Source organism: Staphylococcus sp. IVB6214 (assembly GCF_025558585.1).
In the GTDB taxonomy this organism is placed as follows: Bacteria; Bacillota; Bacilli; order Staphylococcales; family Staphylococcaceae; genus Staphylococcus.
This window is the reverse complement of sequence record NZ_CP094723.1, coordinates 868735-894894: the sequence shown is the minus strand read 5'-3', so window position 1 is coordinate 894894 and position 26160 is coordinate 868735. Positions and strand designations below refer to the sequence as shown.

17 protein-coding genes are annotated in these 26160 nt (G+C 39.1%); 4 read left to right on the top strand and 13 right to left on the bottom strand.

What is annotated here, in order from left to right; genetic code table 11:
* Nucleotides 1-54: 54 nt before the first annotated feature.
* The 3 genes from MUA51_RS04360 to rsgA are packed head-to-tail and all read right to left on the bottom strand — an operon-like array spanning nt 55 to nt 2233.
* Nucleotides 55-702, bottom strand: a complete 648-nt coding sequence (locus MUA51_RS04360) for a thiamine diphosphokinase (RefSeq protein WP_262560643.1) — start codon at nt 700-702, stop codon at nt 55-57.
* Complete coding sequence (gene rpe, locus MUA51_RS04355) at nt 702-1358, bottom strand: ribulose-phosphate 3-epimerase (RefSeq protein ID WP_262560642.1); 657 nt, start codon at nt 1356-1358, stop codon at nt 702-704. Before rpe ends, MUA51_RS04360 begins: the two co-directional genes overlap by 1 nt.
* Nucleotides 1358-2233, bottom strand: coding sequence for a ribosome small subunit-dependent GTPase A (gene rsgA / locus MUA51_RS04350; protein ID WP_262560641.1), 876 nt, complete (start codon nt 2231-2233; stop codon nt 1358-1360). Before rsgA ends, rpe begins: the two co-directional genes overlap by 1 nt.
* A gap of 271 nt (nt 2234-2504) precedes the next feature.
* On the opposite strand from rsgA, the gene MUA51_RS04345 reads away from it, so the two are divergent.
* Together MUA51_RS04345 and MUA51_RS04340 are read left to right on the top strand one after the other, a co-directional pair.
* Complete coding sequence (locus tag MUA51_RS04345; protein ID WP_262560640.1) at nt 2505-4556, top strand: Mur ligase family protein; 2052 nt, start codon at nt 2505-2507, stop codon at nt 4554-4556.
* A 79-nt stretch (nt 4557-4635) separates the two neighbouring features.
* A complete protein-coding gene (locus MUA51_RS04340; RefSeq protein WP_262560639.1) occupies nt 4636-5553 on the top strand; it encodes a trypsin-like serine peptidase in 918 nt (305 codons plus the stop codon).
* Nucleotides 5554-5634: 81 nt separating this feature from the next.
* Here the strand turns inward: MUA51_RS04340 and pknB are convergent, their stop codons facing one another.
* The 6 genes from pknB to def are packed head-to-tail and all read right to left on the bottom strand — an operon-like array spanning nt 5635 to nt 12261.
* Nucleotides 5635-7701, bottom strand: a complete 2067-nt coding sequence (pknB, locus tag MUA51_RS04335) for a Stk1 family PASTA domain-containing Ser/Thr kinase (RefSeq protein ID WP_262560638.1) — start codon at nt 7699-7701, stop codon at nt 5635-5637.
* Nucleotides 7698-8441 carry a Stp1/IreP family PP2C-type Ser/Thr phosphatase gene (locus tag MUA51_RS04330; RefSeq protein WP_262560637.1) on the bottom strand — a complete coding sequence of 248 codons (744 nt, stop codon included), beginning with the start codon at nt 8439-8441 and terminating at the stop codon, nt 7698-7700. The genes pknB and MUA51_RS04330 overlap by 4 nt, the downstream gene beginning before the upstream one ends.
* Before the next feature lie 6 nt (nt 8442-8447).
* Nucleotides 8448-9542: a dual-specificity RNA methyltransferase RlmN gene (rlmN, locus tag MUA51_RS04325; protein ID WP_095116287.1), complete on the bottom strand. Its 1095-nt coding sequence runs from the start codon at nt 9540-9542 to the stop codon at nt 8448-8450.
* Nucleotide 9543: 1 nt separating this feature from the next.
* On the bottom strand, nt 9544-10848 hold the full coding sequence (gene rsmB / locus MUA51_RS04320; RefSeq protein WP_262560636.1) for a 16S rRNA (cytosine(967)-C(5))-methyltransferase RsmB: 1305 nt from the start codon (nt 10846-10848) through the stop codon (nt 9544-9546).
* Nucleotides 10845-11780: a methionyl-tRNA formyltransferase gene (fmt, locus tag MUA51_RS04315; RefSeq protein ID WP_262560635.1), complete on the bottom strand. Its 936-nt coding sequence runs from the start codon at nt 11778-11780 to the stop codon at nt 10845-10847. The genes rsmB and fmt overlap by 4 nt, the downstream gene beginning before the upstream one ends.
* Entirely contained in the window at nt 11773-12261 is a 489-nt protein-coding gene (def, locus tag MUA51_RS04310) for a peptide deformylase (protein WP_262560633.1), read from the bottom strand. Before def ends, fmt begins: the two co-directional genes overlap by 8 nt.
* 308 nt (nt 12262-12569) lie before the next feature.
* Here def and MUA51_RS04305 point away from each other — a divergent pair, with 308 nt between their 5' ends.
* A complete protein-coding gene (locus MUA51_RS04305) occupies nt 12570-19325 on the top strand; it encodes an SdrD B-like domain-containing protein (RefSeq protein WP_262560632.1) in 6756 nt (2251 codons plus the stop codon).
* A 110-nt stretch (nt 19326-19435) separates the two neighbouring features.
* Here the strand turns inward: MUA51_RS04305 and priA are convergent, their stop codons facing one another.
* The 4 genes from priA to gmk all read right to left on the bottom strand — a co-directional run bounded on the left by priA (nt 19436) and on the right by gmk (nt 24001).
* Nucleotides 19436-21844 (bottom strand): primosomal protein N', encoded by a 2409-nt coding sequence (priA, locus tag MUA51_RS04300; protein WP_262560631.1) that lies wholly within the window; start codon nt 21842-21844, stop codon nt 19436-19438.
* Nucleotides 21841-23046, bottom strand: coding sequence for a bifunctional phosphopantothenoylcysteine decarboxylase/phosphopantothenate--cysteine ligase CoaBC (coaBC, locus tag MUA51_RS04295; protein WP_262560630.1), 1206 nt, complete (start codon nt 23044-23046; stop codon nt 21841-21843). The genes priA and coaBC overlap by 4 nt, the downstream gene beginning before the upstream one ends.
* Before the next feature lie 122 nt (nt 23047-23168).
* On the bottom strand, nt 23169-23378 hold the full coding sequence (rpoZ, locus tag MUA51_RS04290; RefSeq protein WP_262560629.1) for a DNA-directed RNA polymerase subunit omega: 210 nt from the start codon (nt 23376-23378) through the stop codon (nt 23169-23171).
* Nucleotides 23378-24001, bottom strand: a complete 624-nt coding sequence (gmk, locus tag MUA51_RS04285) for a guanylate kinase (RefSeq protein WP_262560628.1) — start codon at nt 23999-24001, stop codon at nt 23378-23380. Before gmk ends, rpoZ begins: the two co-directional genes overlap by 1 nt.
* A gap of 287 nt (nt 24002-24288) precedes the next feature.
* Here gmk and MUA51_RS04280 point away from each other — a divergent pair, with 287 nt between their 5' ends.
* The gene (locus tag MUA51_RS04280) at nt 24289-25995 is read left to right on the top strand and encodes an Rqc2 family fibronectin-binding protein (RefSeq protein ID WP_262560627.1); all 1707 of its coding nucleotides are present in this window, start codon (nt 24289-24291) and stop codon (nt 25993-25995) included.
* Nucleotides 25996-26160 lie beyond the last annotated feature (165 nt).

Here is a 26160-nt window from a genome sequence, read left to right as displayed (position 1 = left end):
AAAAAAACGACTCGACATCACAATGTAGTGAAATCAAGTCGTTTTCTTTGCATTTTATGAGTCAGTCATATCTCGACTGCGTATTTGATATACATCTCCTTTATGTACCTTAACGTAGGCACATTCATGATGAAGCTCATTGGATATAGTCAGAGTCGACCCCGTTTCTAACACTTCTTGTTCCAAATCATATTTAAAGCCTTCTAAAGATAACGTTACTTGATCACTCGCAGGTACGAATGAAATATATGGATACTTAGGATTACATACAACTTCATGTTCTCCCTCAGTTAGTAACAAAATCTCATTCTGTATATCAATCAATTCAATGCGTTGCGATTGATAAGCAGGTGCCTTCAATAATTGCATGGCGCCCATAAAATGATCTAGTCGACCACCAGTCGCCCCGTAAATTGCAATTTCTTGATATCCAAGTGCTACTGATTCTGCAACAGCAAGTCCCAAATCTGTGTCTGCTTTTTCTGCTGGAACAGGTGAAATGTCGATGCGTTCCGATATCCATGCACGCTCTTCATCGGTAACCGAATCAAAGTCCCCTACTGTAAAAATAGGTTGAATCCCTTGTTCTAAAAGAATTTTTGTGCCACGATCGACACCGCCCCATTCTGCATCTTTTAGTGTTTCAAAGAGTCCTTCAGGCAGATAACGATCACTACATAATAAATGAATACGTTTAGACATTAAGATAAAGCCTCACCTTTTAACGTCGCAACAGCTTGTCCATAGTGATCTTGATTGAAGAAGTATGAACCTGCTACGAGCCAATCTGCACCTGCATCAACAACTTGTTGTGCTGTTTTCGCATTCACACCACCGTCTACTTCTATGCGAAACGACAACCCTAACTCCTCACGCAATAATTTAAGTTCACGAATCTTATCAAGACTTGATGGTATAAACGCTTGTCCACCAAAACCAGGATTCACTGACATGATTAATACGAAGTCGATATCTTCAATGATGGGGCGTATCGCTTCGATTGATGTACCTGGATTCAGCACAACACCTGCTTCTTTACCATATGCATGAATTTTTTGAATGGCACGATGAATATGTGGCGTCGCTTCAACATGAACAGAAACTTTATCGGCACCTTTCTCACAGAAGTCATCAATGTATGATTCTGGATTATCAATCATTAAATGCACATCGATTGGCAATGATGTCCCACGTCGAACTGCTTCTAATATCGGGAATCCAATTGAAATATTTGGCACAAACTGTCCATCCATTACATCAAAATGGACACCGTCGACACCTGCTTTCTCTAGTGCTTGCAATTCATCTTGTAACTTTAAAAAATCTGCAGATAATAAAGAAGGGAAAACTTTTGTCATTAGTATCGTACCTTTCGATTAGAAATTTCTTGTAGTAATTGTTCATAATGCTGGTATCTGAAATCAGCAATCTCACCAGAATCTACCAATGCTTTTACGTGACATTTTGGCTCATTCGTGTGCGAGCAATCACGGAACTTGCACTGCTCACTTGCCTCACTGATTTCAATAAAATAACGATCTAACTCATACTTTTCAATGTGATCAAAATCCAGCGCACTAAATCCAGGCGTATCCGCTATATAACCATTGGAACGTGGATAGAGTTCTACATGTCGCGTCGTATGGCGTCCACGATTCAAAGATTGTGAAATACTATTCGTTTCAAGCGCCAATTCTGGTCGATAACTATTGAGTAGTGTTGACTTACCAACTCCTGATTGACCGCTCAGCACCGCTATGCCTGACTCCCACGTACCAAATACCGCTTGAACATCATCATCCTTGCCAATAAATTGTGTTTGATAACCAATGTTTTGATAAATCGCTAACAAACGTTCAATGTCTGCTTGTTGTGTATCAGTTGCCAAATCTTTCTTCGTAATGACAATACGTGGTGACAAACCATAAGAGTGAGCAATCACAAGAAAACGATCTAACAATTGTGTTGAAAAGTCCGGCTCTACCGCACTCATCACAATAACAAGTACATCAATATTACTCACTGGCGGTCGTTTCAGTTCATTTTTCCGTTCATGCACATGTTGTATATAGCCTGATGCATGTGTTTCAAAGTCGATATCTACAATATCACCGACTACTGGTGTTATTTGTTTTTTTCTAAAGAGTCCACGTGGCTTCGCATCAAATTGTTCCCCTTCCACGTCAACTCGGTATACACCACTGATAGACTTTATAATCTGTCCTGTTTTCAAATTCACACCTCATCTTAATCTTCTTTTTTCAAATTACGTTTATTATACCAAAATACGTCATCTCATAACAGTTACGCATGTCATATTGCTATACATTAATCTTTATTATATATTATGTTTTAAATATAACTTAGTTTATGCTGAAGCATTGTACTTTTTGCCTACTAAAATTTTTGTCACTAACTACTGGAATCGTAAATTTAAGAATCTCTAAAAAATATCCAGTGTTTCAAAATATGGAATAGATTTATGACTAAAGGGGCGACTATCTATGATTACTATTAAACAAATTGCTACGATTATCGGTGGCAATACGATTAACATTGGCACTCATAACGAACACAATGTGATTAATGATTTTGAAATGTTTTTTTCACGTATTCACTCTAAACAAACAGCTTATTTTTCTCCTAATAATGATACTTGGGAGAAATATTTAGGCAGACCAAAGGGTTCACCTGATGGTAACGAATTAATTGATCCGTCTCATAAAGATATAGGCTTAATTATTACGGAACATGAAGCAAAGCATCTCGAACACCCTATCCCTCAAATCATTGTTGATGACTCAATTAGCGCATTAAAAACTTTAGCAATACACATCCGCAATCAATATACGAATCCTATCATCGCAATTACCGGATCGATGGGTAAAACTTCCACAAGGACAATGTTGACATCACTGTTAAGAGATTACAACGTATTAGAGACTTATGGTAACAACAATGTTCGTACCGCAACATACATCAATATGCTGAAGTTAATCAAAAACCCTGATTTTGCGGTGATTGAAGTATCACTGAATGTCATTGATTATATTGAAGATACGATGCTAAACTTACGCCCTGATATTGCTGTTGTAACTGGGATCGGTGCTGCACATATGCGACCAAAGAAAACAATTGAAGACATTGCAAGATTAAAATCAAGAATTTTTCATGGGATGAGTGAAAACGGCATTGCTATTATTAATGATGATACGTTATGCGCAGATTATTTGATCGAGAAAGCAAAAAATCATACACAAAACGTTTATACGTTCTCAATTGCTACATCGTCTCATGCAGATATTGCACCTGAATATATACAGTATCAAAAAGGACATATCCAAATAGGTATACATAAAAACGGAGAGATACAAACCTACAACCTTAATACAATCAGCTCTGGTATGGTATCTAACCTACTAGCGGCACTTCTCGTATTGAAAAAGTTAAACATCACAATACATGGTGAATATTTGAAAGACTTTCAACCATTTTCAAAAGTATTGAAGATGAAAGAAGTTCAAACAACTCACCACAAACTCACACTCATCGATGATACATACAATGCATCGTTACCTGCCATGATGAATGCAATACGCGCTTTTGATACACAAGTTCGTTTTTTCAAAGGAAACAAAATTATTGCACTTGGCAAAATCAATGATTTAGGTGAAAATTCACAAGTTATCCATCAAGCACTTATTCCAGTATTGGAAGAATCTCAAGCAGATTATATTTTGTGTCTTGACGGTGATTTACGCTCTGTTGCTAGCAAAGTAAAGCATAAGCACATCACTTGGTACGCTAGTATAGAGATGATGATGAATGATTTGAAAATTTTATGTAACGCAGATTCACTGACGCTTTTGAAATCATCTAGTGGTGGGACAATGTTTCCTGATCTTGCCAAAAGACTGCCAGATGCTTTGGCGTCAAATACGTTAAAATACGAAGAATCTACGTTATTCGATGAGATTCGCCACATAGGACAAAGTTTTTTAATTATTGATAATGAGACACTGAGTATTGATAAAGCAGTCAATACAGAACACTCTATGACGACGGATGGTTTAGGTCCACTCATTTACTATACATATGCAATGAATGAACATGTGACGAATTCAGTTCGTGATCTCAACGAATGGCCAACAAACAATAAACAATATTTTACGGGTAGAGAGATGGAAACATATGAACTTTTAAAACACATCACACATAGTACGCACCCATCCGTTTTATATGAATTAGCCGATCGATTGTTTGAAAACTTTATCAATCGAAAACGATACGTGCGAGCATTTATTAAAAAATACGAACTTGATCCATCAGTTGCGGTCAATTTGACAGGACGTTCTATGATGCGAGAACGTCAAAGTTATTCAGTACATGACTTATATAAAATTTTCAAAGATTATCAATTTGAGTTATTCCGCTTCAACAATTCTTTTATAATTGGAGACAAATCTAAAAGTGGCTACATCCGTGGTCGTGATAAAACAATTATTTTCACATCATATGATAATCCAGCTGTACTCAAAGCGTATATGACATTCTAATTGAATCCTATTTGACATTGTCTTATACCTGTTTATACTATATTAGAAAAGTATTTTCACAAAAGGAGCTCTTTATGAATTGAAAAAACAACCTTTCCTTATATTTATAGGCTTGTTATTTGTTTGTTTCGTCGCATTTTTCACGATTACCAATCGGCCACAGTCAAGCAATGTTCAAGTTCATCCGACAAATGACCCTAACGATGCCTATGTCACGAATAATGCAATGAATAAACAATCCGGGAGTCAAAAGGCATTCCAGTTGGCACAACGTATCGATGATGATGCTGTGACAATCAAAACAGTTCCATCACCTATACCCAAACCGTATCAATCTATTGGAAGACTCATTAATCATAAAAGAGATATTGCAGGAACAGCCGTAGCAATAGATGATCACACATTATTGACGAATAACCATGTCGTTGAAGATTCAAAAACTCAACCTGGAAAACGAAACTATCGTCCTGCCAAGCCACAATTTTTACGCTTCAAACCGATGCAGACACCGAATCAAACGCCCTATACTTTTAACGTGCGTTCAGTTCATATGATAAAAGGTGTCGACTTGGCCGTTGTTCATACTCATGAAAACCTTAGTGATGTTATGACACCGATGCCAATTGCAAGTGAACATAGTATTAAATCTATGTCATTCAAGGAACGTATTAAGATTGTTGGTTATCCTGATCCTAAATACTTCGAATCACGGTACCCATCACTTGCGAAGATCCCCAGTCAGCAAATGTTTATCACACAAGGCTATTATTTAAATAAAGCAACCACGAAAGAACCTCAGATTTATTTCAATGCAGTTACGAGAAAAGGTAATTCTGGGAGCCCTATTATGAATCAAAATAATGAGTTAATTGGCATTTTCCCAAATGGCTTCAATAATTCAGGTCATTCTACTTTCAAATACAACAAAGAAGAAATGGGTTATGGCGTTGCAATGACAAAACATGTAAGAAAAGAGATAGACAACTTAACTTATTAAAAATGATTATTAATGAAACATCACCTATGTAAAAAGCACGTGCCGTATATTTTCGAATATACATCACGTGCTTTTCGTCAGTTAGAAGTCATCATATTTAATTTCTTGACTCTCCACTTCTTTACCGTCTACAACAACACGATAACTTGCGCTTCCACCATCTTCAATTGTGAAGTTTAACACTTGAGGTGTGCTGTTTTTAATATGGAATGTACGTGGTTTTTTGCCATCATTATTTTTGTCTTTAATATAGACTTCAACTTTTTGCGGCTTTTTATCTTTACCAGTATATGGAATTGTTAATGATTGTGTATATGTCTTATCATAAGAAGGTTTGTCATCTGAGTTGTCATCTTCATCACCTTTGTCATCGTCTTTCGGTTTGTTTTTCAGCTTATCTTCTTCTGAGGCCCCTTTAGAAACAATGAACTTAACTTCGGAACCTTCATCAACTTCTTTGTTTTTAGGTGACTGTCGGATAATATGATTTTCTTTCACTTTATTATCTTCACGTCGTTCAATCACTGTCACTTTCAAACCTTCTGATTCTAGATCTGAAGTTGCTAACGCAATATCTTTGTACGTATAATCACTGACATATACTTGGCGTTTACCGAGTGATTCCGTAATCTCAATCATTTCTTTTTTCACAGAAACTTCCGTACCTGGCGAAACATTTTGTGCTTCAATATGACCTTTCGGAATGTCATTTTGCGTATAAGACGTTGTATAATGCACCTTCTCAAAGCCTAATTCACCGAGTTCTTTTTCAGCTTCTTCACGTGATTTACCCACTAAATCTGGCATTTTTTCACGATGTTCCCCTTTTGATATCACAAGATTAACTGTGCTATCTTGTTTTACTTTTTCGCCTTCTTTCGGGCTGAGTGAAGCGACTTGACCTTCTTCATATTGATCATTATATGTTTGTGAAACTTTGCCTACTTTGAGATTTTTCTCAGCAAGCATCTCTGTCGCACGCTCTTCCGTTTGACCGAGTACGTTTGGAACTTGGCTATACTTATTCCCCATCATTGCTGCAGTCACGAAGAAAAATAAACTGACAAATAGCAACAACAAAATCAATCCTGCAATGATTTTCTTCTTGCGTGAACGTTTCGGTTTACCCGTATACGCACTTGCCATTGCCGCACGATGCGTTCTCGGCGGTGGTGTTGGTCGTGTGGTCTTTTGTTCTGTTTGGACAACTGGAATACTCGCAGTCTCATTTGTTGTAACTGATTCTTGTTGTTGTTTCAGCGCATTTTTATCCACTGCGACTGTTTTCGTGATAGATTCATCCGCTTGGTAAATCGGTTCATCCGCTCGGCTATCATCAAGCGCTGTTGCGACATCATGTGCCATTTCAGACACAGACACATAGCGATTTACAGGCTCTTTTTCCGTTGCTCTTAAGATAACATTACTCAAAGCTTGCGGTATGTCTGGATGATGTTCTGTTATGTTGGGGATAGGTTCTTGAATTTGTTTAATCGCAATACTGACTGCGGTTTCACCGTGAAATGGTGCTGACCCAGTCAACATCTCATACAAAACAATCCCAATCGAATAAATATCTGTACGTTCCCCCGTTTTTTCACCTTTTGCTTGTTCGGGTGATAAATATTGTACAGTCCCAATCACATGATTTGTTTGTGTCATCGTTGACTCACTCAATGCTTTCGCAATACCAAAATCCACAATTTTCAATGTGTTATTGGGATCAATCATAATATTTTGTGGTTTAATATCACGATGTACAATACCTTGTTCATGCGCATGTTGAATCCCTTGCATCACTTGTTCAATATAGCTGATCGCTTTCTCAGGAGTAATCGGCCCATGCGTTTTAATATATTCGGACAACGTTGTGCCTTCAATGAATTCCATCACAAGATAGAAACAATCGTCTTCTTCTCCGACGTCTAAAACACTGACAATGTTTGGATGCGATAATTGCGTCGTATTCTGAACTTCTCTCTCAAAACGATCAATCGTTGCCTGCCTCTCACTTGCAGGTACCTGTATCATTTTGACTGCAACTTTGCGATTCAAGATTGTATCCATCGCTCCGTACACTTTCGACATGCCTCCGCCGCCTAAAACATCTTGAATCTCATAACGTTCATCGATGATTCGCCCAATCATACTGGATCACCTGCAATTTCTGCCAGGATGAATGAAACGTTATCTTTAGCTGCACGCGCTTCTGCACGTGCTAACAAGTCATCACCTAATTCACGCAGTGCTTTGGGTTCAACAAGTAATTCTTGAATTTCTTGTTTTGTGACATAATCTGTTAGGCCATCAGTATTTAATAATAAATATTGATAAAACTGAGTACGTCTCGTATAAACATCTGGGCTCACAAGTTTATCTGTTCCCATGACTTTCGTAATAAGATGTCGTTTAGGATGGTTAAAAGCTTCTTCTTCGGTAATCTGCCCAAGCATTACGAGTTGGTTGACAAATGTATGGTCCATTGTGACTTGATCACATGTTCTGCTGTTCACCAAATAAGCACGTGAATCACCGATATTCGCAACGATGATATGATGATCATACACAAGCGCACAAACACAAGTTGTTCCCATACCTGTGTAGGCTACATTTTCTTGAGCCAAAGCATACAGCTCAAGATTCACTGCTTGTAATGTATCTTTCAACCACGCTTCTGCTTGTTTTTCTTCAATGAAATTTTCCTGTTCAAAACGTGTTTGAAGTGCATCTACAACGAATTGCGATGCTACTTCACCCGCCAAATGACCACCCATACCATCACACATGACAAGTAACTGTTGATCTGTCTGATTGTAAAAGACACCAGCCGCATCTTCGTTCTGATCACGGTAATCTCCTGTTATCGAATAAAGTTCTGCATTTAACATCACTCTCTACCTCGTTTCTGCTTCTCGTTCCTTCGCGCGCAACTGTCCACATGCTGCATCGATGTCAGCACCTTGTTCACGACGAATCGTCGCATTGATACCAAGACGTTTTAATTCTTTTTCAAACTTAAAGATATCTTCTTTCGGTGTTTTCACATAGTTACGTTCAGGCACATGATTGACTGGAATTAAGTTCACATGACAGTTCAAATGTTTGATTAACGCTGCCAGTTCACGTGCATGTGTCAATTGATCATTCACACCACCAAACAAACCATACTCAAATGTAATACGACGATTCGTTTTCTCTTGATAGTATTCAATTGCTTCAATTAATTTGTTTACATCATAAGCACGGTTGATCGGCATGAGTTGTGATCGAATATCATTGTTCGCTGCGTGTAGACTAATCGCAAAGTTGATTTGTAATGATTCATCCGCAAAATCATAAATACGTGGAATAATACCTGATGTCGATACCGTAATGTGACGTGCACCAATATTGAGACCGTTATCATCATTAATGATTTTTAAGAAATCCATCATCTCATCATAGTTTTCAAATGGTTCACCAATTCCCATGATAACAATTGATGAAACACGTTCATCTGTCTCATCAAGTGCTTTTTGCACCGTTAATACTTGAGAGACAATTTCCCCCGCTTCTAAGTTACGCTTCAACCCACCTAATGTTGAAGCACAGAATGTACAACCGATACGACAACCAACTTGTGTTGTCACACATACTGAGTTGCCATATTCATGGCGCATTAAAACAGTTTCAATAGTATAACCATCTTGCAACTCAAATAAAAACTTAATCGTACCGTCACGACTTTCTTGTCGTACAACCGTTTCTAATGTCGTCATTGTAAAGTTATCTTCAAGTAGTTGGCGCAAGTCTTTCGATAAGTTCGTCATCTCATCGAATTGGTTGACACGTTTGTCATATAGCCATTCAAATATTTGCTTTGCTCTAAAGCTTTGTTGTCCATGTGTTTTCAACCAATCTTTCATCTCGTCAAAGCGAACAGAATAAATTGATTGTTTCTCAAAGTCAGGCAAGAATTTATTTTTTTTCTTCTTTTCTGCTGTAATCATCTCACTGATCCTTTCTTCTTATCTTCGTTATAAAAAAGCCATCTGCATCAAAATCTTGTGGTAACAGTTGCAATGTTTTCACTTGTTCTTTCGTTCTTGGATCTTGTATTGTAACAAATTCAAATTCAGGATGTGCTTTTAAAAAGGTATAAATCACATTCTCATTTTCCATTTGTTCTATTGTACAGGTTGAATAGACAAGCTCGCCACCTATTTTTAAATTTTGCGCAACATTGTTAAGGATTTGTAATTGAATTTTAACTAATTGATCGACCGTTTCTTGGGTCATCGTATAGCGAATTTCTGGTTTGTGTCGCAATACGCCAAGTCCACTACATGGTGCATCGACTAATATACGATCAAATACCCCATCATAAGGTACTGTCGCATCATGTTGCTCAGCTTGAATACCAGATAGACCTAACTTATCAATATTATGTTGAATCAATCCAATTTTATGATCATGGATATCTGTCGCTAGAATATTTCCTGCTCCATCTAATATCTCTGCCATATGACACGACTTACCACCGGGTGCACTGCAACAATCTAACACTTGATGTCCCTGTTGTAAGTCCATCATTTCTGCTACAAACATTGAACTTTTATCTTGAATGCTTATCTTACCTTCTCTAAAGAGTTGTGACTGCATCACACCTATGCCTTCAACAATCAAACAGTGTGCAATATCGTTATCTTGTTCGACACGGTATCCTTCTTGTTCTAGCTGTTTAATCGCTTCGTCAGGTGTTATTTTCGTACGATTTACACGCACCGTCTGTATAGATGGGCGCAACATCTGAGCGGCTATTTCTTCTGTTGTTTCAAGTCCATAGTGCGTTTTCCAATGACGAATTATCCATGTTGGTAGGCTATATCGAATGGACAGCTGTTCTTCCTTGTTTTTAATACTATCGATACTTCTTAACGGTTGCGTGGTTGCTTGGCGAAGAATCGCATTCACCGTATTCCCTGTTTGTTTACCACCTCGTTGTTTAGCGATTTCAACTGCTTCATTGATAATCGCATGCGTAGGAATTTTGTCCATATAGACATATTGGTATAAACTCATCCAAAGTAATCGTCTAACCCATCCTTTGATTTTTGTTTTGACAAACGGCTTCAAATAAAAATCTAAAGTGAGTTTTCGTTTTAATGTTCCATAAACCAACGCTGTATATAGACCCCGATCAGCAGGACCCAATGGATATTCCTGCAACACTTCATTCATTTTTAAATTACTATATGCGCCATCTTTTAATACCGCTTCTAGTGTTTGATAACTCAGTTCACGCACAGTTGTCATGAGTGTAATTCCTTTCCAACAAGTGTTTCTTGATAACCACTCAAGAAGTTTGCAACGGGCATTCTTTTCTTCCCTGCAAGTTGAATTTCTGTCAATGCAATCGCATCTTCAGAACCCGTTCCGACAATGATTTGTTTTTTTGTCGTTTCAATAATTTGTCCCGGTGCACCTTGCTTACCAATCACAATGTGTGCATCGTATAGCTTCATGACTTTATCATCTAGCTTAGTATATGCCACTGGCCAAGGTGATAAACCACGAATATGGTTAAAAATTGCACGTGCATCTTTCGTCCAATCAATACGCTCGTCTTCACGTTGAATGTTCGACGCAAATGTCGCCTTCTCACCCTCTTGTGGTGTACGCGTATTTGTCCCATTCAACAAGCTTGGTAATGTTTCACGCAATAATTGTGTACCGAGCGTGCTTAACTTGTCATGTAATGTTCCGACATTGTCCGTATCTTCAATTGGAATAGCACGCTGTGTAATGATGTCACCTGCATCTAACTGCTTCACCATGTACATGATTGTTACACCCGTCTCTGATTCACCATCAATAATTGATTGGTGGATCGGTGCACCCCCACGATACTTTGGTAATAAGGATGCGTGGACATTGACTGCCCCATAAGTTGGGTAAGTCAATAACGATTCAGGGAGTAATTGACCGAAAGCGGCTGTCACAATTAAATCACAAGGCAGCGTCATTAAAGTTGCCAGTTCTTCAGAGCCCGATAGTTTTTCTGGTTGATATACTGGAATATCATGTGCCAAAGCTACTTGTTTCACCGGCGGGGGGGTCATCGTTCTTTTTCTTCCAACAGGTCTATCTGGCTGTGTTACAACTGCAACGACTTCTTCCTGTTCGATTAACATTTCTAAAATTTGCGTTGAAAAATCAGGTGTTCCCATAAATATGATTTTACTCATCTTCCAAATACGCCTCCAATTCTGCTTCTGTCACTTCTTTTTTCATTTTATCAATAAATAAAATACCGTTTAATGTATCAATCTCATGCAAAATCATACGTGCAATATCATCATATGCTGTAAGTTCCACTTCATTGCCATGCAAATCGTGGCTTTTCACAACAATCATGCGACTTCTTTCAACTTCACCATAACGACCTGGCACACTCATGCATCCTTCTAACTCGATCGCTGTTTCCGAACTTGAAGAAATAACTTCCGGATTGATCAATTGCAACAAACCATCTGGTCCCATATCAATTAAAGCTACTTTTTGATTGACGCCAATTTGAGGTGCTGCAATTGCCTGACTGTCCATTTCATACATCGTATCTTCAAGATTTTCTATTAAAGTTGTTAGCTTTTCATTAAATATTGTTACCGGTCGCGTCTTTTGTCGCAAATTAGACGTGCGATAATTTAAAATTTTTTTTACCGCCATGATGCCCACTCCTCATACAAAATTCATCATTTCATTATAGCTTAAATCTCAGTCAAACGATAGTTCTGTGTCATGCGCTAACGTTGAAACCCTTTCATATCAACTGTTTAAGACCATTTCTTTCTTATTACTTTGAAACATCAAAAATCAACATATTAAACACTTCATAACATCAATTATCAATATCTTAAAATAGTTATTAGGTTTTTATTTTAATTAAATTTCGATGTTGTTTTTATAAAAATCTTAGCATATAATCTCCTTAGCAGTATGAATATACGCTAAATTAAACGTATAGGGGTGTAAATATGAATAAGAAGTACGATTTTATTCCAAATCGGCTGAATAAGTACTCTATTCGAAAGTTTACCGTGGGTGTTGCCTCCATATTAGTCGGCTCCACATTGATTTTCGGATTAAGTGATGACGCCAAAGCGGATGAAATTGAAACGCAGGAATCTGCTACTGCGATCCAAAGTGATGATGATTCTGACCCTACCGAAGGCTCTTATGATACTTCAACGCCTGTCAATGATGAAGTATCTGATAGCAGTCAGACTTCTCCATCACCACAAGCAGATCCATCACTTTTAGAAAGTGATACAACAACAAATGTTCAACCAGAAGAAGTCACACCAGTGACAGACAATGCAACATACTCTTCACTAGAAGCAACGGATGAAACAGCTGAAGAAGATGTTGCAACATTATCAAATGACGTTGATGAAGCAACAGAATCTACGACGGATGATATTTCCACACCAAACACTTCACCTACTCCAACAGTTGATGTCCCTCAAGCAATCGACGAAGCAGCAACTCCAGAACATCGACTTCCTACACCAGAAGAAAACCACTTAACAGAACTTACACCACAATCAGAAGATATTAACAGAAACTCAAATATCGTAGGTACAGACGTTCCAGCAATTGTAAGAAATTCATGGCCACTTGGTAATATTCCGACAAACGACAACTTTATTGCGCATACATTGAATACGGGCGCTGTTTTCCGTTCAGCCAATCAAGTGCATTCTATTGGTGACAAAGTTTGGGAAGATACAAACAAAGACGGTATTCAAGATCCGGATGAACCAGGTATTCCAAATGCAACTGTTATCTTATACTCATATTACCCAGGTGGTGAATCAACTGAACTTCGTCGTACAACGACAGATGAAAACGGTCATTACTCATTCGACAACGTAGAACAAGGTGTCTACAGAATCGGATTCGTCACACCTGATGACTATCTGACTTCACCAACGCGTGTAGGTAGTGATAGAAATATTGATTCCGATGGACCTAATGGATTCGTATCAGTATATTTTAGAGATTTAACAGATATTGATGCGGGATTTTACAAAAAGCCAACGTACACAGTTGGTGATCTTGTGTGGGACGATGCGAATATCAACGGTATTCAAGACGAAGGCGAAACAGGTATTCCGAACGTCACTGTTGTCCTTCATGAATATGTAGGCTCTGAAACATTCGAAGTCGCACGTACGACAACAGATGAAAATGGTCACTACCATTTCGACAATGTTTTTGATGGACTCTATCATGTAGAATTTGTCACACCTGACGGTTATCTTCCTACTGAAGCGAGAGCTGGCGATGATGAATCGATTGACTCTGAAACTTTCAATAATACGGTCAGTGTTAGTGGTGACGATGTGACAGTAGATGGTGGGTTCTATAAACCTTTAAGTCAAATCGGTGATAAAGTATGGGATGATACGAATCACGATGGTATTCAAGATGAGAATGAACCTGGTTTAGCGGGTGTCACTGTTATTCTTCATGGTAGTGTTAACGGTGTCACAACTGAGATTGCCCGTACAACAACAGATGAGAATGGTCATTATTTATTTGATCACCTCAATCACGGTAACTACACGGTGGAATTTGTGACACCTGACGGTTATCTCCCTTCTCCTAAAAATGTTGGAGATGATGATAATGTCGACTCTGATGGTAAAAAGGTCTTTGTAATCGTTACTGCTAACCAACCTGTTGTATCTGTTGATACCGGTTTCCATCTCCCACCGACTTATTCTATCGGTGACAAAGTTTGGGAAGATACAAACAAAGACGGCCTTCAAGATGAAGGGGAAACAGGTATTCCGAATGTCACTGTTATCTTATCTTCATACAAAGATGGTGAGGCGACAGAACTTCGTCGTACAACGACGGATGAAAACGGTCATTATTCATTCGACAACGTCGATCCTGGTATTTACCGTATTGAATTCCTTACACCTGATGGTTACCTTAGATCGCCACAACGTGTTGGTAAGAATAAGCACATTGACTCTGATGCCCCACTCGGTTTTGTTGGCGTAAACTTTACTGACGAATCACATGTTGACGCTGGCTTCTACAAAATACCGACATACACTATTGGCGACTATGTATGGGATGATGCGAATATCAACGGTATTCAAGACGAAGGCGAAACAGGTATTCCGAACGTCACTGTTGTTCTTCACAAATATAAAGGTACTGAAACATTTGAAGTCGCACGTACGACAACAGATGAAAACGGTCACTACCATTTCGACAACGTTGTTGATGGACTTTACCATGTAGAGTTTGTCACACCTGATGGTTATCTTCCTACGGAATCGAAAGCTGGCGAAGATGAATCGATTGATTCTGAAATTTTCGATAATACGGTCAGTGTTAGTGGTGACGACGTCACAGTAGATGGTGGGTTCTATCAACCTTTAAGTCAAATCGGTGATAAAGTATGGGATGATACGAATCACGATGGTATTCAAGATGAAAATGAACCTGGTTTAGCAGATGTCACTGTCATTCTTTATCAGAGTGTCAACGGTGAAAAAACTGAGATTGCCCGTACGACAACAGATGAGAATGGTCATTATTTATTTGATCACCTCAATCACGGTAACTACACGGTGGAATTTGTGACACCTGACGGCTATCTCCCTTCTCCAAAAAATGTTGGAGATGATGATAATGTCGACTCTGATGGTAACAAGGTCTTTGTGACTGTTACTGCTAACCAACCTGTTGTATCTGTTGATACTGGTTTCCATCTCCCACCGACTTATTCTATCGGTGACAAAGTTTGGGAAGATACAAACAAAGACGGCCTTCAAGATGAAGGTGAAACAGGTATTCCGAATGTCACTGTTATCTTATCTTCATACAAAGATGGTGAGGCGACAGAACTTCGTCGTACAACGACGGATGAAAACGGTCATTATTCATTCGACAACGTCGATCCTGGTATTTACCGAATTGAATTCCTTACACCTGATGGTTACCTTAGATCGCCACAACGTGTTGGTAAGAATAAGCACATTGACTCTGATGCTCCACTCGGTTTTGTTGGCGTAAACTTTACTGACGAATCACATGTCGACGCTGGCTTCTACAAAATACCGACATACACTATTGGCGACTATGTATGGGATGATGCGAATATCAACGGTATTCAAGACGAAGGCGAAACAGGTATTCCGAACGCCACTGTTGTTCTTCACAAATATAAAGGTACTGAAACATTCGAAGTCGCACGTACGACAACAGATGAAAACGGTCACTACCATTTCGACAACGTTGTTGATGGACTTTACCATGTAGAGTTTGTCACACCTGATGGTTACCTTCCTACGGAATCGAAAGCTGGCGACGATGAATCAATTGACTCTGAAATTTTTGATAATACGGTCAGTGTTAGTGGTGACGACGCCACAGTAGATGGTGGGTTCTATCAACCTTTAAGTAAAATTGGTGATAAAGTATGGAATGATATAGACCAAAACGGTATGCAAGATGACATCGAGCCTGGTTTAGCGGATGTCACTGTCATTCTTTATCGTAGTATCAATGGTGAAAAAACTGAGATTGCTCGTACAACAACAGATGAGAATGGTCATTATTTATTTGATCACCTTAAACACGGAAACTACACGGTTGAATTTGTGGCACCTGACGGCTATCTCCCTTCTCCTAAAAATGTTGGAGATGATGATAATGTCGACTCTGATGGTAACAAGGTATTTGTGACAGTTACTGCTAACCAACCTGTTGTGTCTGTTGATAGTGGTTTCTTCCAACCAGTAGGACAAATCGGTGATAAGGTCTGGGTAGATACGAATAAAGATGGCATTCAAGATCCAGAAGAAATAGGACTTCCAGATGTTACTGTAATTTTGAAAGATGAGAATGGCAATGAAGTAGCACGTACAATAACAGATCCAGAGGGTCATTATTTATTCGATAAGCTTGCGAAAGGTATGTATATTATCGAGTTTATTCCACCAGAAGGATATGCACCTTCTCCAATTGAACAAGGTGATAATCGTGAAATTGACTCAGATGGCGACAAACTTGCTGTATTCCTTGACGAAGATCATTTATCTATTGATTCTGGTTTCTATCGTACAAAATTCAAAATAGGAGATTTTGTATGGAATGATATTGAAACATATTATACTGCAATTGAATACTATGATTTATCTCTAGGTTACCAACTTGATTATGAATTTGAAGGACCATTGCCAAATGTCACTGTTATCTTAAAAGATGCAGAGAATCGCGAAATTACTCGTACAACGACTGATTCAGATGGTCACTATGTATTTGATAATTTGGATTCTGGAGACTATTTTGTAGAATTTGTGACACCTGATGGCTACATTCCAACATTAGTACACCATATCCCTAATTCTGAGCAACGACCAGGTAATTCAATTCCACCAAACGAAGATCCTTTAGATCCAACAGTAGACTCTGATGGCTTAATCGTTCCTGTTCATCTGACTGATGATGACTTCACAATTGATTCTGGTTTTATCAAAGATGACTTCTTGATTCACGGTAAGATCGTTTCAGATGGCAATGATGATGGTAAAACTATTTACTATGAAGACTTCGTTGGTGAACGTAAAGATGGTGATGACAATATGGAAGGTGTAACGGTTATCCTAAGAGATGAAAACGGTGTAGAAGTTGCACGTACCGTTACAAATGGTCCAAACAATCAAAATTATACTGGAGATTATGACATAGATCGCTGGAGAGGAACAGGAGAATATTCCTTTGATCATTTAAAACATGGTCATTACACAATTGAAATTGTACCACCTGAAGGCTACCGTGTAACATCGTATCAACCTATTAACACTTATGATAGTTATTCCGACAGTGAAGATCGATCATTCCCAATTGATCAAGATGGTATTTCTATTCCAGTGAACTTAGATCGAAGTAGTTTGTATCATTATACTGTTCTTACACCTGCTGTTAAGATCGGTGATAAAGTATTTGAAGATACGAATAAAGATGGTATTCAAGATGCAGATGAAGCTGGAATTGCAAATGTCACTGTTATCTTAAAAGATGCTAATGGTACAGAAGTATCTCGCACAACGACTGACTCAGATGGACAATATCTGTTTGATAAACTTGCGAAAGGTCGCTACACTGTTGAATTTGTGACACCTGATGGCTACAAACCTTCTCCATCAAACCAAGGTGATGATGATCAAATTGATTCAGATGGCACTTCAGTTGACGTTGATTTACAAGAAGATAATTTGACAGTTGATTCTGGTTTCTATAAAACGCCTACTTCACTTAGAATCGGAGACCGTGTATGGAACGACTTAAACAAAAATGGTATTCAAGATGATGACGAATACGGTATCTCAGGTGCTGTTGTTCGATTGATTAACAGCAATGGTGAAGTTGTTGCTGAAACAGTAACAAATAGCAATGGTAATTATGAATTTAATGGTGTACAACCTGGAGATTACACAATTACATTCTCTGTACCGTCTGAATACAAACCAACATTGACTAATCAAGGTGATGACGACGGTGTTGATTCTGATGGTTATGAAATAAATGTTACTCTTGAAGAAGATGATTTAACAATTGACTCAGGTTTCTATGTAGAACCACCTGATGATAATGATGCCGATGCTGATGCAGATGCTGACAGCGATTCGGATTCCGACAGCGACTCTGATTCCGACAGCGACTCTGACTCGGACAGCGACTCGGATGCAGATAGCGACTCGGACTCAGACAGCGACTCGGATGCAGATAGCGACTCTGACTCGGACAGCGATTCGGATGCCGATAGCGACTCTGATTCCGATAGTGACTCTGACTCAGACAGTGATTCGGATTCGGACAGCGACTCGGATTCGGACAGCGACTCGGATTCTGACAGCGACTCGGATTCAGATAGTGACTCGGACTCAGATAGCGATTCTGACTCTGATAGTGATTCTGATAGCGATTCGGATTCTGACAGCGATTCGGATTCTGACAGTGATTCTGACTCAGACAGTGACTCTGACTCGGATAGCGACTCGGATTCCGATAGTGACTCGGATTCCGACAGCGATTCTGATTCCGACAGTGATTCTGACTCGGACAGCGACTCGGACTCTGATAGCGATTCGGACTCGGATAGCGACTCTGATAGTGATTCTGACTCTGACAGTGATTCGGATTCCGATAGCGACTCGGATTCTGACAGCGACTCGGATAGCGATTCGGACTCAGATAGTGACTCTGATTCGGATAGTGACTCTGATTCTGACAGTGATTCTGACTCCGATAGCGACTCTGACAGCGACTCTGACTCGGATAGCGACTCGGATTCCGACAGCGACTCCGACTCGGATAGTGACTCTGACTCAGACAGCGATTCTGATTCGGACAGCGACTCTGATTCCGATAGCGACTCTGATTCTGACAGTGATTCTGACTCCGATAGCGACTCTGACTCCGATAGCGACTCTGACTCCGACAGCGATTCTGACTCCGATAGTGACTCTGACTCAGACAGCAACTCTGACTCAGACAGCAACTCTGACTCCGATAGCGATTCAGATGCTGACAGCAAAGCTGGTACAAGTTCGAATGATACGTCATCAGATGACAGTCACGATAAGAAGGCGTTACCTGACACTGGTCAAGACGATGCAAACACAGCTGCACTCGGTACATTGTTTGGTGGATTAGGTTCATTACTTCTATTCGGTCGTAAAAAGAGACGTGAAGAAGAATAAATTTAAGCATTAAAAAAGAGGGGTGCTCCCCTCTTTTTCTTTTTAAAACGATAAAAAGCTACAATTCATTACAAAATAGTAATCAATTGTAGCTTTTTTGTTCTATCTTTTTACATCATCATATATGGACCGATATCAATGCGTAATGCGAGTTTATCTTGTTCATAGCGCTCATGATAGTAATCATCTAAATAGCGTAAGGCATCAATCAATCCTGGCTCATGTTTGTATTTCAATAATATTTGGAATCGGTACTCGTTATTAATTCGAGATAGTGCAGCGGGTGCCGGCCCAAGAATAAATGACTTTTCTGTGACATGTTGTAACAATGTTTGATGGACATGTGTTGCTGCTTGCAATGCGACCTTCATCTTTTCATGCGTCACCGTAAAATTAATCAAAAAGAAGTATGGTGGATACTTGGCTAACTGACGGAATTGCATTTCTTTTTTATAAAATGCCAGATAATCATTGGCTTGTACGTCTTGAATAGCATAGTGATCTGGATTATATGTTTGTATAATCACTTCCCCTGTTTTTTCATGACGTCCCGCACGACCTGCGACTTGGGTCAACAGTTGGTATGTTCTTTCACTTGATCTAAAATCAGGCAAGTTTAACATCGTATCTGCGTTTAATACGCCGACTAAAGTAATATTGGGAAAATCTAACCCTTTTGCAATCATCTGAGTCCCCAGCAAAATATCACCTTTGCCATCACCGAATGCCTTTAATAACTTTTCATGACTCCCTTTCTTACTCGTCGTATCCACATCCATCCGAATAATTCTTGCAGATGGAAAGCGCTCGTGAATCAACTCTTCAACACGCTGTGTTCCTGTCCCCATCTGTTGAATATGTTCACTCCCACAACTTGGACATTGGAACGGGGCTGGTTCATGGTGTCCACAGTAATGACACTTTAATTCATGTGTCGTCTTGTGATATGTCATAGAAATATCACAGTTTGGACACTGTGGCACGTGCCCACAATCTCGACATAACATAAACGAAGCGTAACCTCGACGGTTCAAAAACAATACAACTTGTTCCTGTTTTTGTAAACGCTCTTCAATTGCTGTCGCTAAATCTTCAGAGAATATTGAGCGATTGCCATTAGCGAGTTCATCTCTCATATCACGAATTTTAACTTCTGGAAGCTGTTGATTGTTGACACGTGTTGGCATGGATAACAATGTATAGACGTTTCGAGTTGCTCGTGCATAACTTTCTAGGCTCGGTGTTGCACTCCCTAACACGAGCGGACAATGATGATAACGACTCCGCCATTCTGCGATTTCTCTCGCATGATAACGTGGATAATCTTCCTGCTTATATGTTGCTTCATGTTCTTCATCGATAATAATTACACCCAGATTTTTAAATGGGGCGAAAACACTTGAACGGGCGCCTACACTCACACGAGCACGTCCATCACGAATCTTTTGCCATTCATCGTAGCGTTCGCCATGTGACAAGCCTGAGTGAAGCACTGCCACTTCATCACCAAAACGACTTTTAAATCGCTGTACCATTTGTGGTGTCAAGGCAATCTCAGGGACGAGCATCATCGCTTCTTGCTGACGTTCAAGAACTTGATCGATGATTTGTAAATATACTTCTGTTTTTCCTGAACCTGTCACACCGTGTAATAAGAATGTCTCTGCTTCTTGCGCCATTGCTGCACTGTTAATCTGATCATATGCGACTTGTTGTTCATCTGTAAGTTGACGCTTATCTTCTTGTTCGAATATGCGTCCTTCATATGGATCACGTGCAACAACGATATCATATTTCTCGATGATACCGTTTCGCTCTAGCGTATTGATGGCAGACGTAGAAAAGTTCATATCTTTTAATTCTCGTAACAATACGGGGCGATGCTGTTCATCTAATAAAAAGGCTAACAGTTCATATTGTTTCTGCTTTTTTTCTAAGTCCATCAATAGACTATCACCCATTTCTGGATCAATCACACGCACCGCACGTTGCTTCTTCCTCGTCGTGTGTTGTGACAACAACGTTACTTCTTCCACAATACCTTGTTTCATCAGCGCTAACAATGTCGCAACGTCTTCTTGATTTTGGGCGGCTTTATAAGGATACAGGCCATCTTGATTAAAGCGTAACCGCAAATACTCAGGGAGTTGTTCTGGATGTTTGACTGAGAAAGCTTTCGTATATTTTGCTTTAATCGCACTCGGTAACATTGCCTCTAATATCGATATCCGCTTCGACACGAAATAATGGCTATACCATTCACTTAACTTCACAAGCTCTTCCGTTAATTCTGGTTGAATATCCTTTACTTCAAAAATTGGTTTTAAACGATGTAACTCAATGTCCGACTGTTCATCGGGGACAATTCGCATCACGTAGCCTTGAATTTTACGTGGACCGAATGGGACGAGTACGCGAACGCCCGATTGAACCACATCTTTTAAATCATCTGGAATAAGATAATCAAACGTACGATCAACACTTTTGGCTGCAACGTCTACGATGACTTGTGCAATCATTCATGCCATCTACTTTCCAATGCATTTAAAATTTTGTAGGCAAGTTCTGTTTTCGGTCCTTTTTCGATTGGTTGCACATCCCCATCTTTGAAATACATCGTTACTTCATTTTGATCAGAACTGAACCCGATTGTCCGATCCCCTACATTGTTCGCAATGATGACATCCGCATTTTTACGTGCCAGTTTTTCCTGCGCATAATGTGCCACATCACGTGTCTCCGCCGCAAATCCAATCAACCTTTGATGCGTCTTATGTTCACCTAAGTATTTCAAAATATCCTTCGTACGCTTGAATTCGACTGTCAAGTTACCTTCTTTCTTTTTCACCTTATGTTCCAACTTCGTGACAGGTGTATAGTCAGAAACTGCAGCAGTTTTGAATACAAAATCTTGTTCATCATATCGTGAAACAACCGCTTCAAACATATCTTCAGCACTGTTTATTGAAACACACGTCACACCTTCAGGAACATCTAAATGCGTCGGTCCTGATACTAATGTAACGTCGGCACCTTGACTGACGAGTGCTGCTGCCAATGCATAGCCCATCTTGCCTGATGCACGGTTTGATACGTAGCGTACTGGATCGATCTCTTCTATTGTTGTTCCAGCTGTAATTAAAACCTTTTTCCCCGTAAAGTACGAATGAACCAATGGTGCTTGATTCTCCGGTTGAAGTTGTTTGAGTGAAGCGATGATATCTAATGGTTCTGCCATACGACCTTTTGCGACATAACCACACGCTAGGAAGCCTTCTCCGGGTTCGAGAAATTGATAGCCATCCCCTTTTAATATCGCCATATTATCTTGAATACGTGGATTTTCATACATATGTACATTCATTGCAGGTGCAATTAGTTTTGGAACTGTCGTCGCTAACACAGTCGTCGTCACCATATCGTCCGCAATCCCATGACTTAGCTTAGAGATCGTATTGGCTGTTGCTGGCGCAATAATTACTGCGTCTGCCCAATCCCCCAACGTAATATGTTGAATCTCCTTTGGATTCTGTTCAATAAACGTATCTGTATACACAGCATTCCTACTGATTGCTTGAAACGATAACGGCGTAACAAATTGTTGTGCATGTTCTGTTAACATGACACGTACATCATAACCTGCTTGCGTAAGTTTGCTCGTCAAATCTATCGCTTTATACGCTGCAATCCCACCTGTCACCGCTAATAATATGTTTTTCATAGTTTCACTCCTGATTTTTATACTCTTATGTGCATTATAATATATTTACTCTTACTTTTGCTAAATCAACATATCAAAAAAGACTCAGTCTCATTCAGAGCCAAGTCTTCATACGTTTTATCTTAATAATCTTTTAGGTCTACATTCGGCTTAACTTTGCTTGAAGCCATCTCTTCCAAGGCACGTCCCACCGTCTTCTTGCTCGTGTAATCATCGAGCAATAATCCTTCAGGGTCTTCTTGAATCTCTCTCGCACGTTTTGCTGCAGTAGTTGCAATTAAGTATTTAGAGTTAACTTTATCTTGTAAATGATGTAACGGTGGATATAACATTACTTTTTGGCCTCCAATAACATTTTTCGATATTTTGCTTCGATGCGTTCACGCTTTAGATGTTCTGCTTCCACAATTGATTTTATACGATCTTTCGCTAAGTCTACTTCGTCATTCACAACGACGTAGTCATACAAGTTCATCATTTCGACTTCTTTACGTGCTTCATCCACACGACGTTGAATCTTTTCAGATGACTCAGTACCACGACCAATCAATCGCTCTTTAAGATGGTCCAGACTTGGTGGTGCTAAAAAGATAAACAATGCATCAGGAAACTTCTTACGCACTTGTTTCGCACCCTCTACTTCAATCTCAAGAAAGACATCATGTCCTTCATTCATTGTATCTTTTACATATTGAACAGGTGTCCCATAGTAGTTCCCTACATATTCTGCGTACTCAATAAATGCATCTTGTTCAATTAATTGCTCAAACTCATTACGTGATTTGAAGAAATAGTCCACGCCATCTTGCTCGCCTTCTCGCATATCACGTGTCGTCATTGAGATTGAATATTTGTAAGATGTATGGGGATCATCAAAAATACGTTTTCTCACAGTTCCCTTCCCTACACCAGACGGGCCTGAAAGAACGATAAGTAAGCCTTTTTCAGTATCCATGCCTAACGACCTTTCTACGATATTCTTCTAGTTATTTACATATCTTAACATAAGTTGATTTCCCTTGTATAGGGCGAGTATTACAACACTTCATATTTTACACTACCTAAAAATAATTAGAAACACATTTTATTAAAAAGCACGCGACTTAAAATGAAATTCAATCAAAATGTAAGTAACTTAGATTTGAACATATCGTAATAGACTTACGAAGTGTCATGCATACGTTCCATTCCATCGATATGTTATAATGATGTGACGAAATAATAGAAAGGTGGCAATATTTTATGGCTTTTGACGGCCTCTTTACGAGAAAAATGGTCGCTGATTTACAGAGCTTAGTAAGTGGGCGTATCCATAAAATTAATCAACCTGAGAATGATACAATCCTGATGGTTATACGACAAAATCGTAAAAATCATCAATTACTATTATCCATCCACCCTAACTTTGCACGTATTCATCTCACATCTAAAAAGTACGATAATCCTTTTGAGCCACCTATGTTTGCACGCGTATTCCGTAAACATCTCGAAGGCGGGATTATTCGTGCGATACGCCAAATCGACAACGATCGTCGTGTCGAAATTGATGTTGAGAGCAAAGATGAGATTGGCGATACGATTCATAGAACAGTCATCTTAGAAATCATGGGCAAACATAGCAATCTCATACTTGTTAATGAATCATATAAAATCATTGAAGGCTTTAAACATTTGACGCCGAATACGAATCAATATCGAACGGTCATGCCAGGCTTTCAATATGAGGGTCCCCCTGCTCAAAACAAACACAATCCTTTTGAATATTGTGGACAAGAGATATTACAATTTATTGACTTTAACGCAGGCCGCATTGATCGCCAATTGTTACAATCCTTTGAAGGTTTTTCACCATTGATTACGAAAGAGATTGTATCGAGACGTCACTTTATGACTGCGCACACTTTGCCTGAAGCTTTTGATGAAGTCATGGCAGAAATCGATGCGCCAGATACACCTGTATTTCATAAAAATCATGATACAGGCAAGGAAGATTTTTATTTTATGGCGTTGTCGCAATTCGATGATGATATTGTACGTTACGAATCACTTCATGAGTTACTCGACCGTTTCTACGATGCACGTGGAGAACGTGCGCGTGTAAAACAACGTGCAAACGACTTGGTAAAACTTATACAGCAGTTATTACAAAAATATCAAAATAAATATAGTAAGTTATTGGAAGAACAACAAGGGACACAAGAAAAAGAACTACAACAGTTGTACGGTGAGCTGATTACCGCAAATATTTATCAGTTAAAACAAGGAGATAAAACACTCAATGCATTGAATTATTATACTGGAGAACAAGTAACGATACCGTTGAATCCGACGAAATCTCCGGCTGAAAATGCACAGTACTACTACAAGCAATACAACCGTATGAAGACACGTGAACGTGAACTGACGCATCAATTGGCATTGACGGAAGAAAACATCCAGTACTTTGAAAATATCGACCAGCAACTGGCACATATTACGGTAGATGATATCGACGACATTAGAGAAGAATTGGCTGAGCAAGGTTTCATTCGCCAACGTAAGCAGCATAAGAAGAAAAAAGCAAGCATGATTAAGTTACAAGCATATCAATCAACAGATGGCGATACCATTCTCGTAGGTAAAAACAATAAACAAAATGACTATTTGACGAATAAGCGTGCCCAGAAGTCCCACTATTGGTTCCATACGAAAGATTTCCCTGGCAGTCATGTTGTTATTTTAAACGACACCCCATCTGATCAAACAATAGATGAAGCCGCAATGATTGCAGCCTATTTCTCTAAGGCGGGGCAGTCAGGTCAAATCCCTGTTGACTTTACACAAATAAAACACGTGCATAAGCCGAGTGGTGCAAAGCCTGGATTTGTCACATATGATCATCAACAAACACGCTATGCCACTCCGGATTATGACAAGATACAAGCATTAAAACAAACAGAATCTAAATAAGCATTATCTCAAATACCAACGAACAAAGAGCCATCCTAATCCAAGAATTGCTAACATTGCAAGTATCGGAATCACTAAGTGCATACTAATCATAAACAATAACCTCCATATATGATTTATTCTTATTGTAACTGGTTATATTGAGAAGTGAAAGGATTTCAAATG

Bases quoted from the DNA above. Each gene is read 5' to 3' on its own strand.
- def (WP_262560633.1), bottom strand. From the start codon at position 12,261: ATGGCGGTAAAAAAAATTTTAAATTATCGCACGTCTAATTTGCGACAA.
- MUA51_RS04360 (WP_262560643.1), bottom strand. From the start codon at position 702: ATGTCTAAACGTATTCATTTATTATGTAGTGATCGTTATCTGCCTGAA.
- MUA51_RS04330 (WP_262560637.1), bottom strand. From the start codon at position 8,441: ATGTTAAATGCAGAACTTTATTCGATAACAGGAGATTACCGTGATCAG.
- MUA51_RS04305 (WP_262560632.1), top strand. From the start codon at position 12,570: ATGAATAAGAAGTACGATTTTATTCCAAATCGGCTGAATAAGTACTCT.
- MUA51_RS04345 (WP_262560640.1), top strand. From the start codon at position 2,505: ATGATTACTATTAAACAAATTGCTACGATTATCGGTGGCAATACGATT.
- coaBC (WP_262560630.1), bottom strand. From the start codon at position 23,046: ATGAAAAACATATTATTAGCGGTGACAGGTGGGATTGCAGCGTATAAA.
- fmt (WP_262560635.1), bottom strand. From the start codon at position 11,780: ATGAGTAAAATCATATTTATGGGAACACCTGATTTTTCAACGCAAATT.
- gmk (WP_262560628.1), bottom strand. From the start codon at position 24,001: ATGGATACTGAAAAAGGCTTACTTATCGTTCTTTCAGGCCCGTCTGGT.
- rsmB (WP_262560636.1), bottom strand. From the start codon at position 10,848: ATGACAACTGTGCGTGAACTGAGTTATCAAACACTAGAAGCGGTATTA.
- priA (WP_262560631.1), bottom strand. From the start codon at position 21,844: ATGATTGCACAAGTCATCGTAGACGTTGCAGCCAAAAGTGTTGATCGT.
- rlmN (WP_095116287.1), bottom strand. From the start codon at position 9,542: ATGATTACAGCAGAAAAGAAGAAAAAAAATAAATTCTTGCCTGACTTT.
- MUA51_RS04280 (WP_262560627.1), top strand. From the start codon at position 24,289: ATGGCTTTTGACGGCCTCTTTACGAGAAAAATGGTCGCTGATTTACAG.
- pknB (WP_262560638.1), bottom strand. From the start codon at position 7,701: ATGATTGGGCGAATCATCGATGAACGTTATGAGATTCAAGATGTTTTA.
- rpe (WP_262560642.1), bottom strand. From the start codon at position 1,358: ATGACAAAAGTTTTCCCTTCTTTATTATCTGCAGATTTTTTAAAGTTA.
- rpoZ (WP_262560629.1), bottom strand. From the start codon at position 23,378: ATGTTATATCCACCGTTACATCATTTACAAGATAAAGTTAACTCTAAA.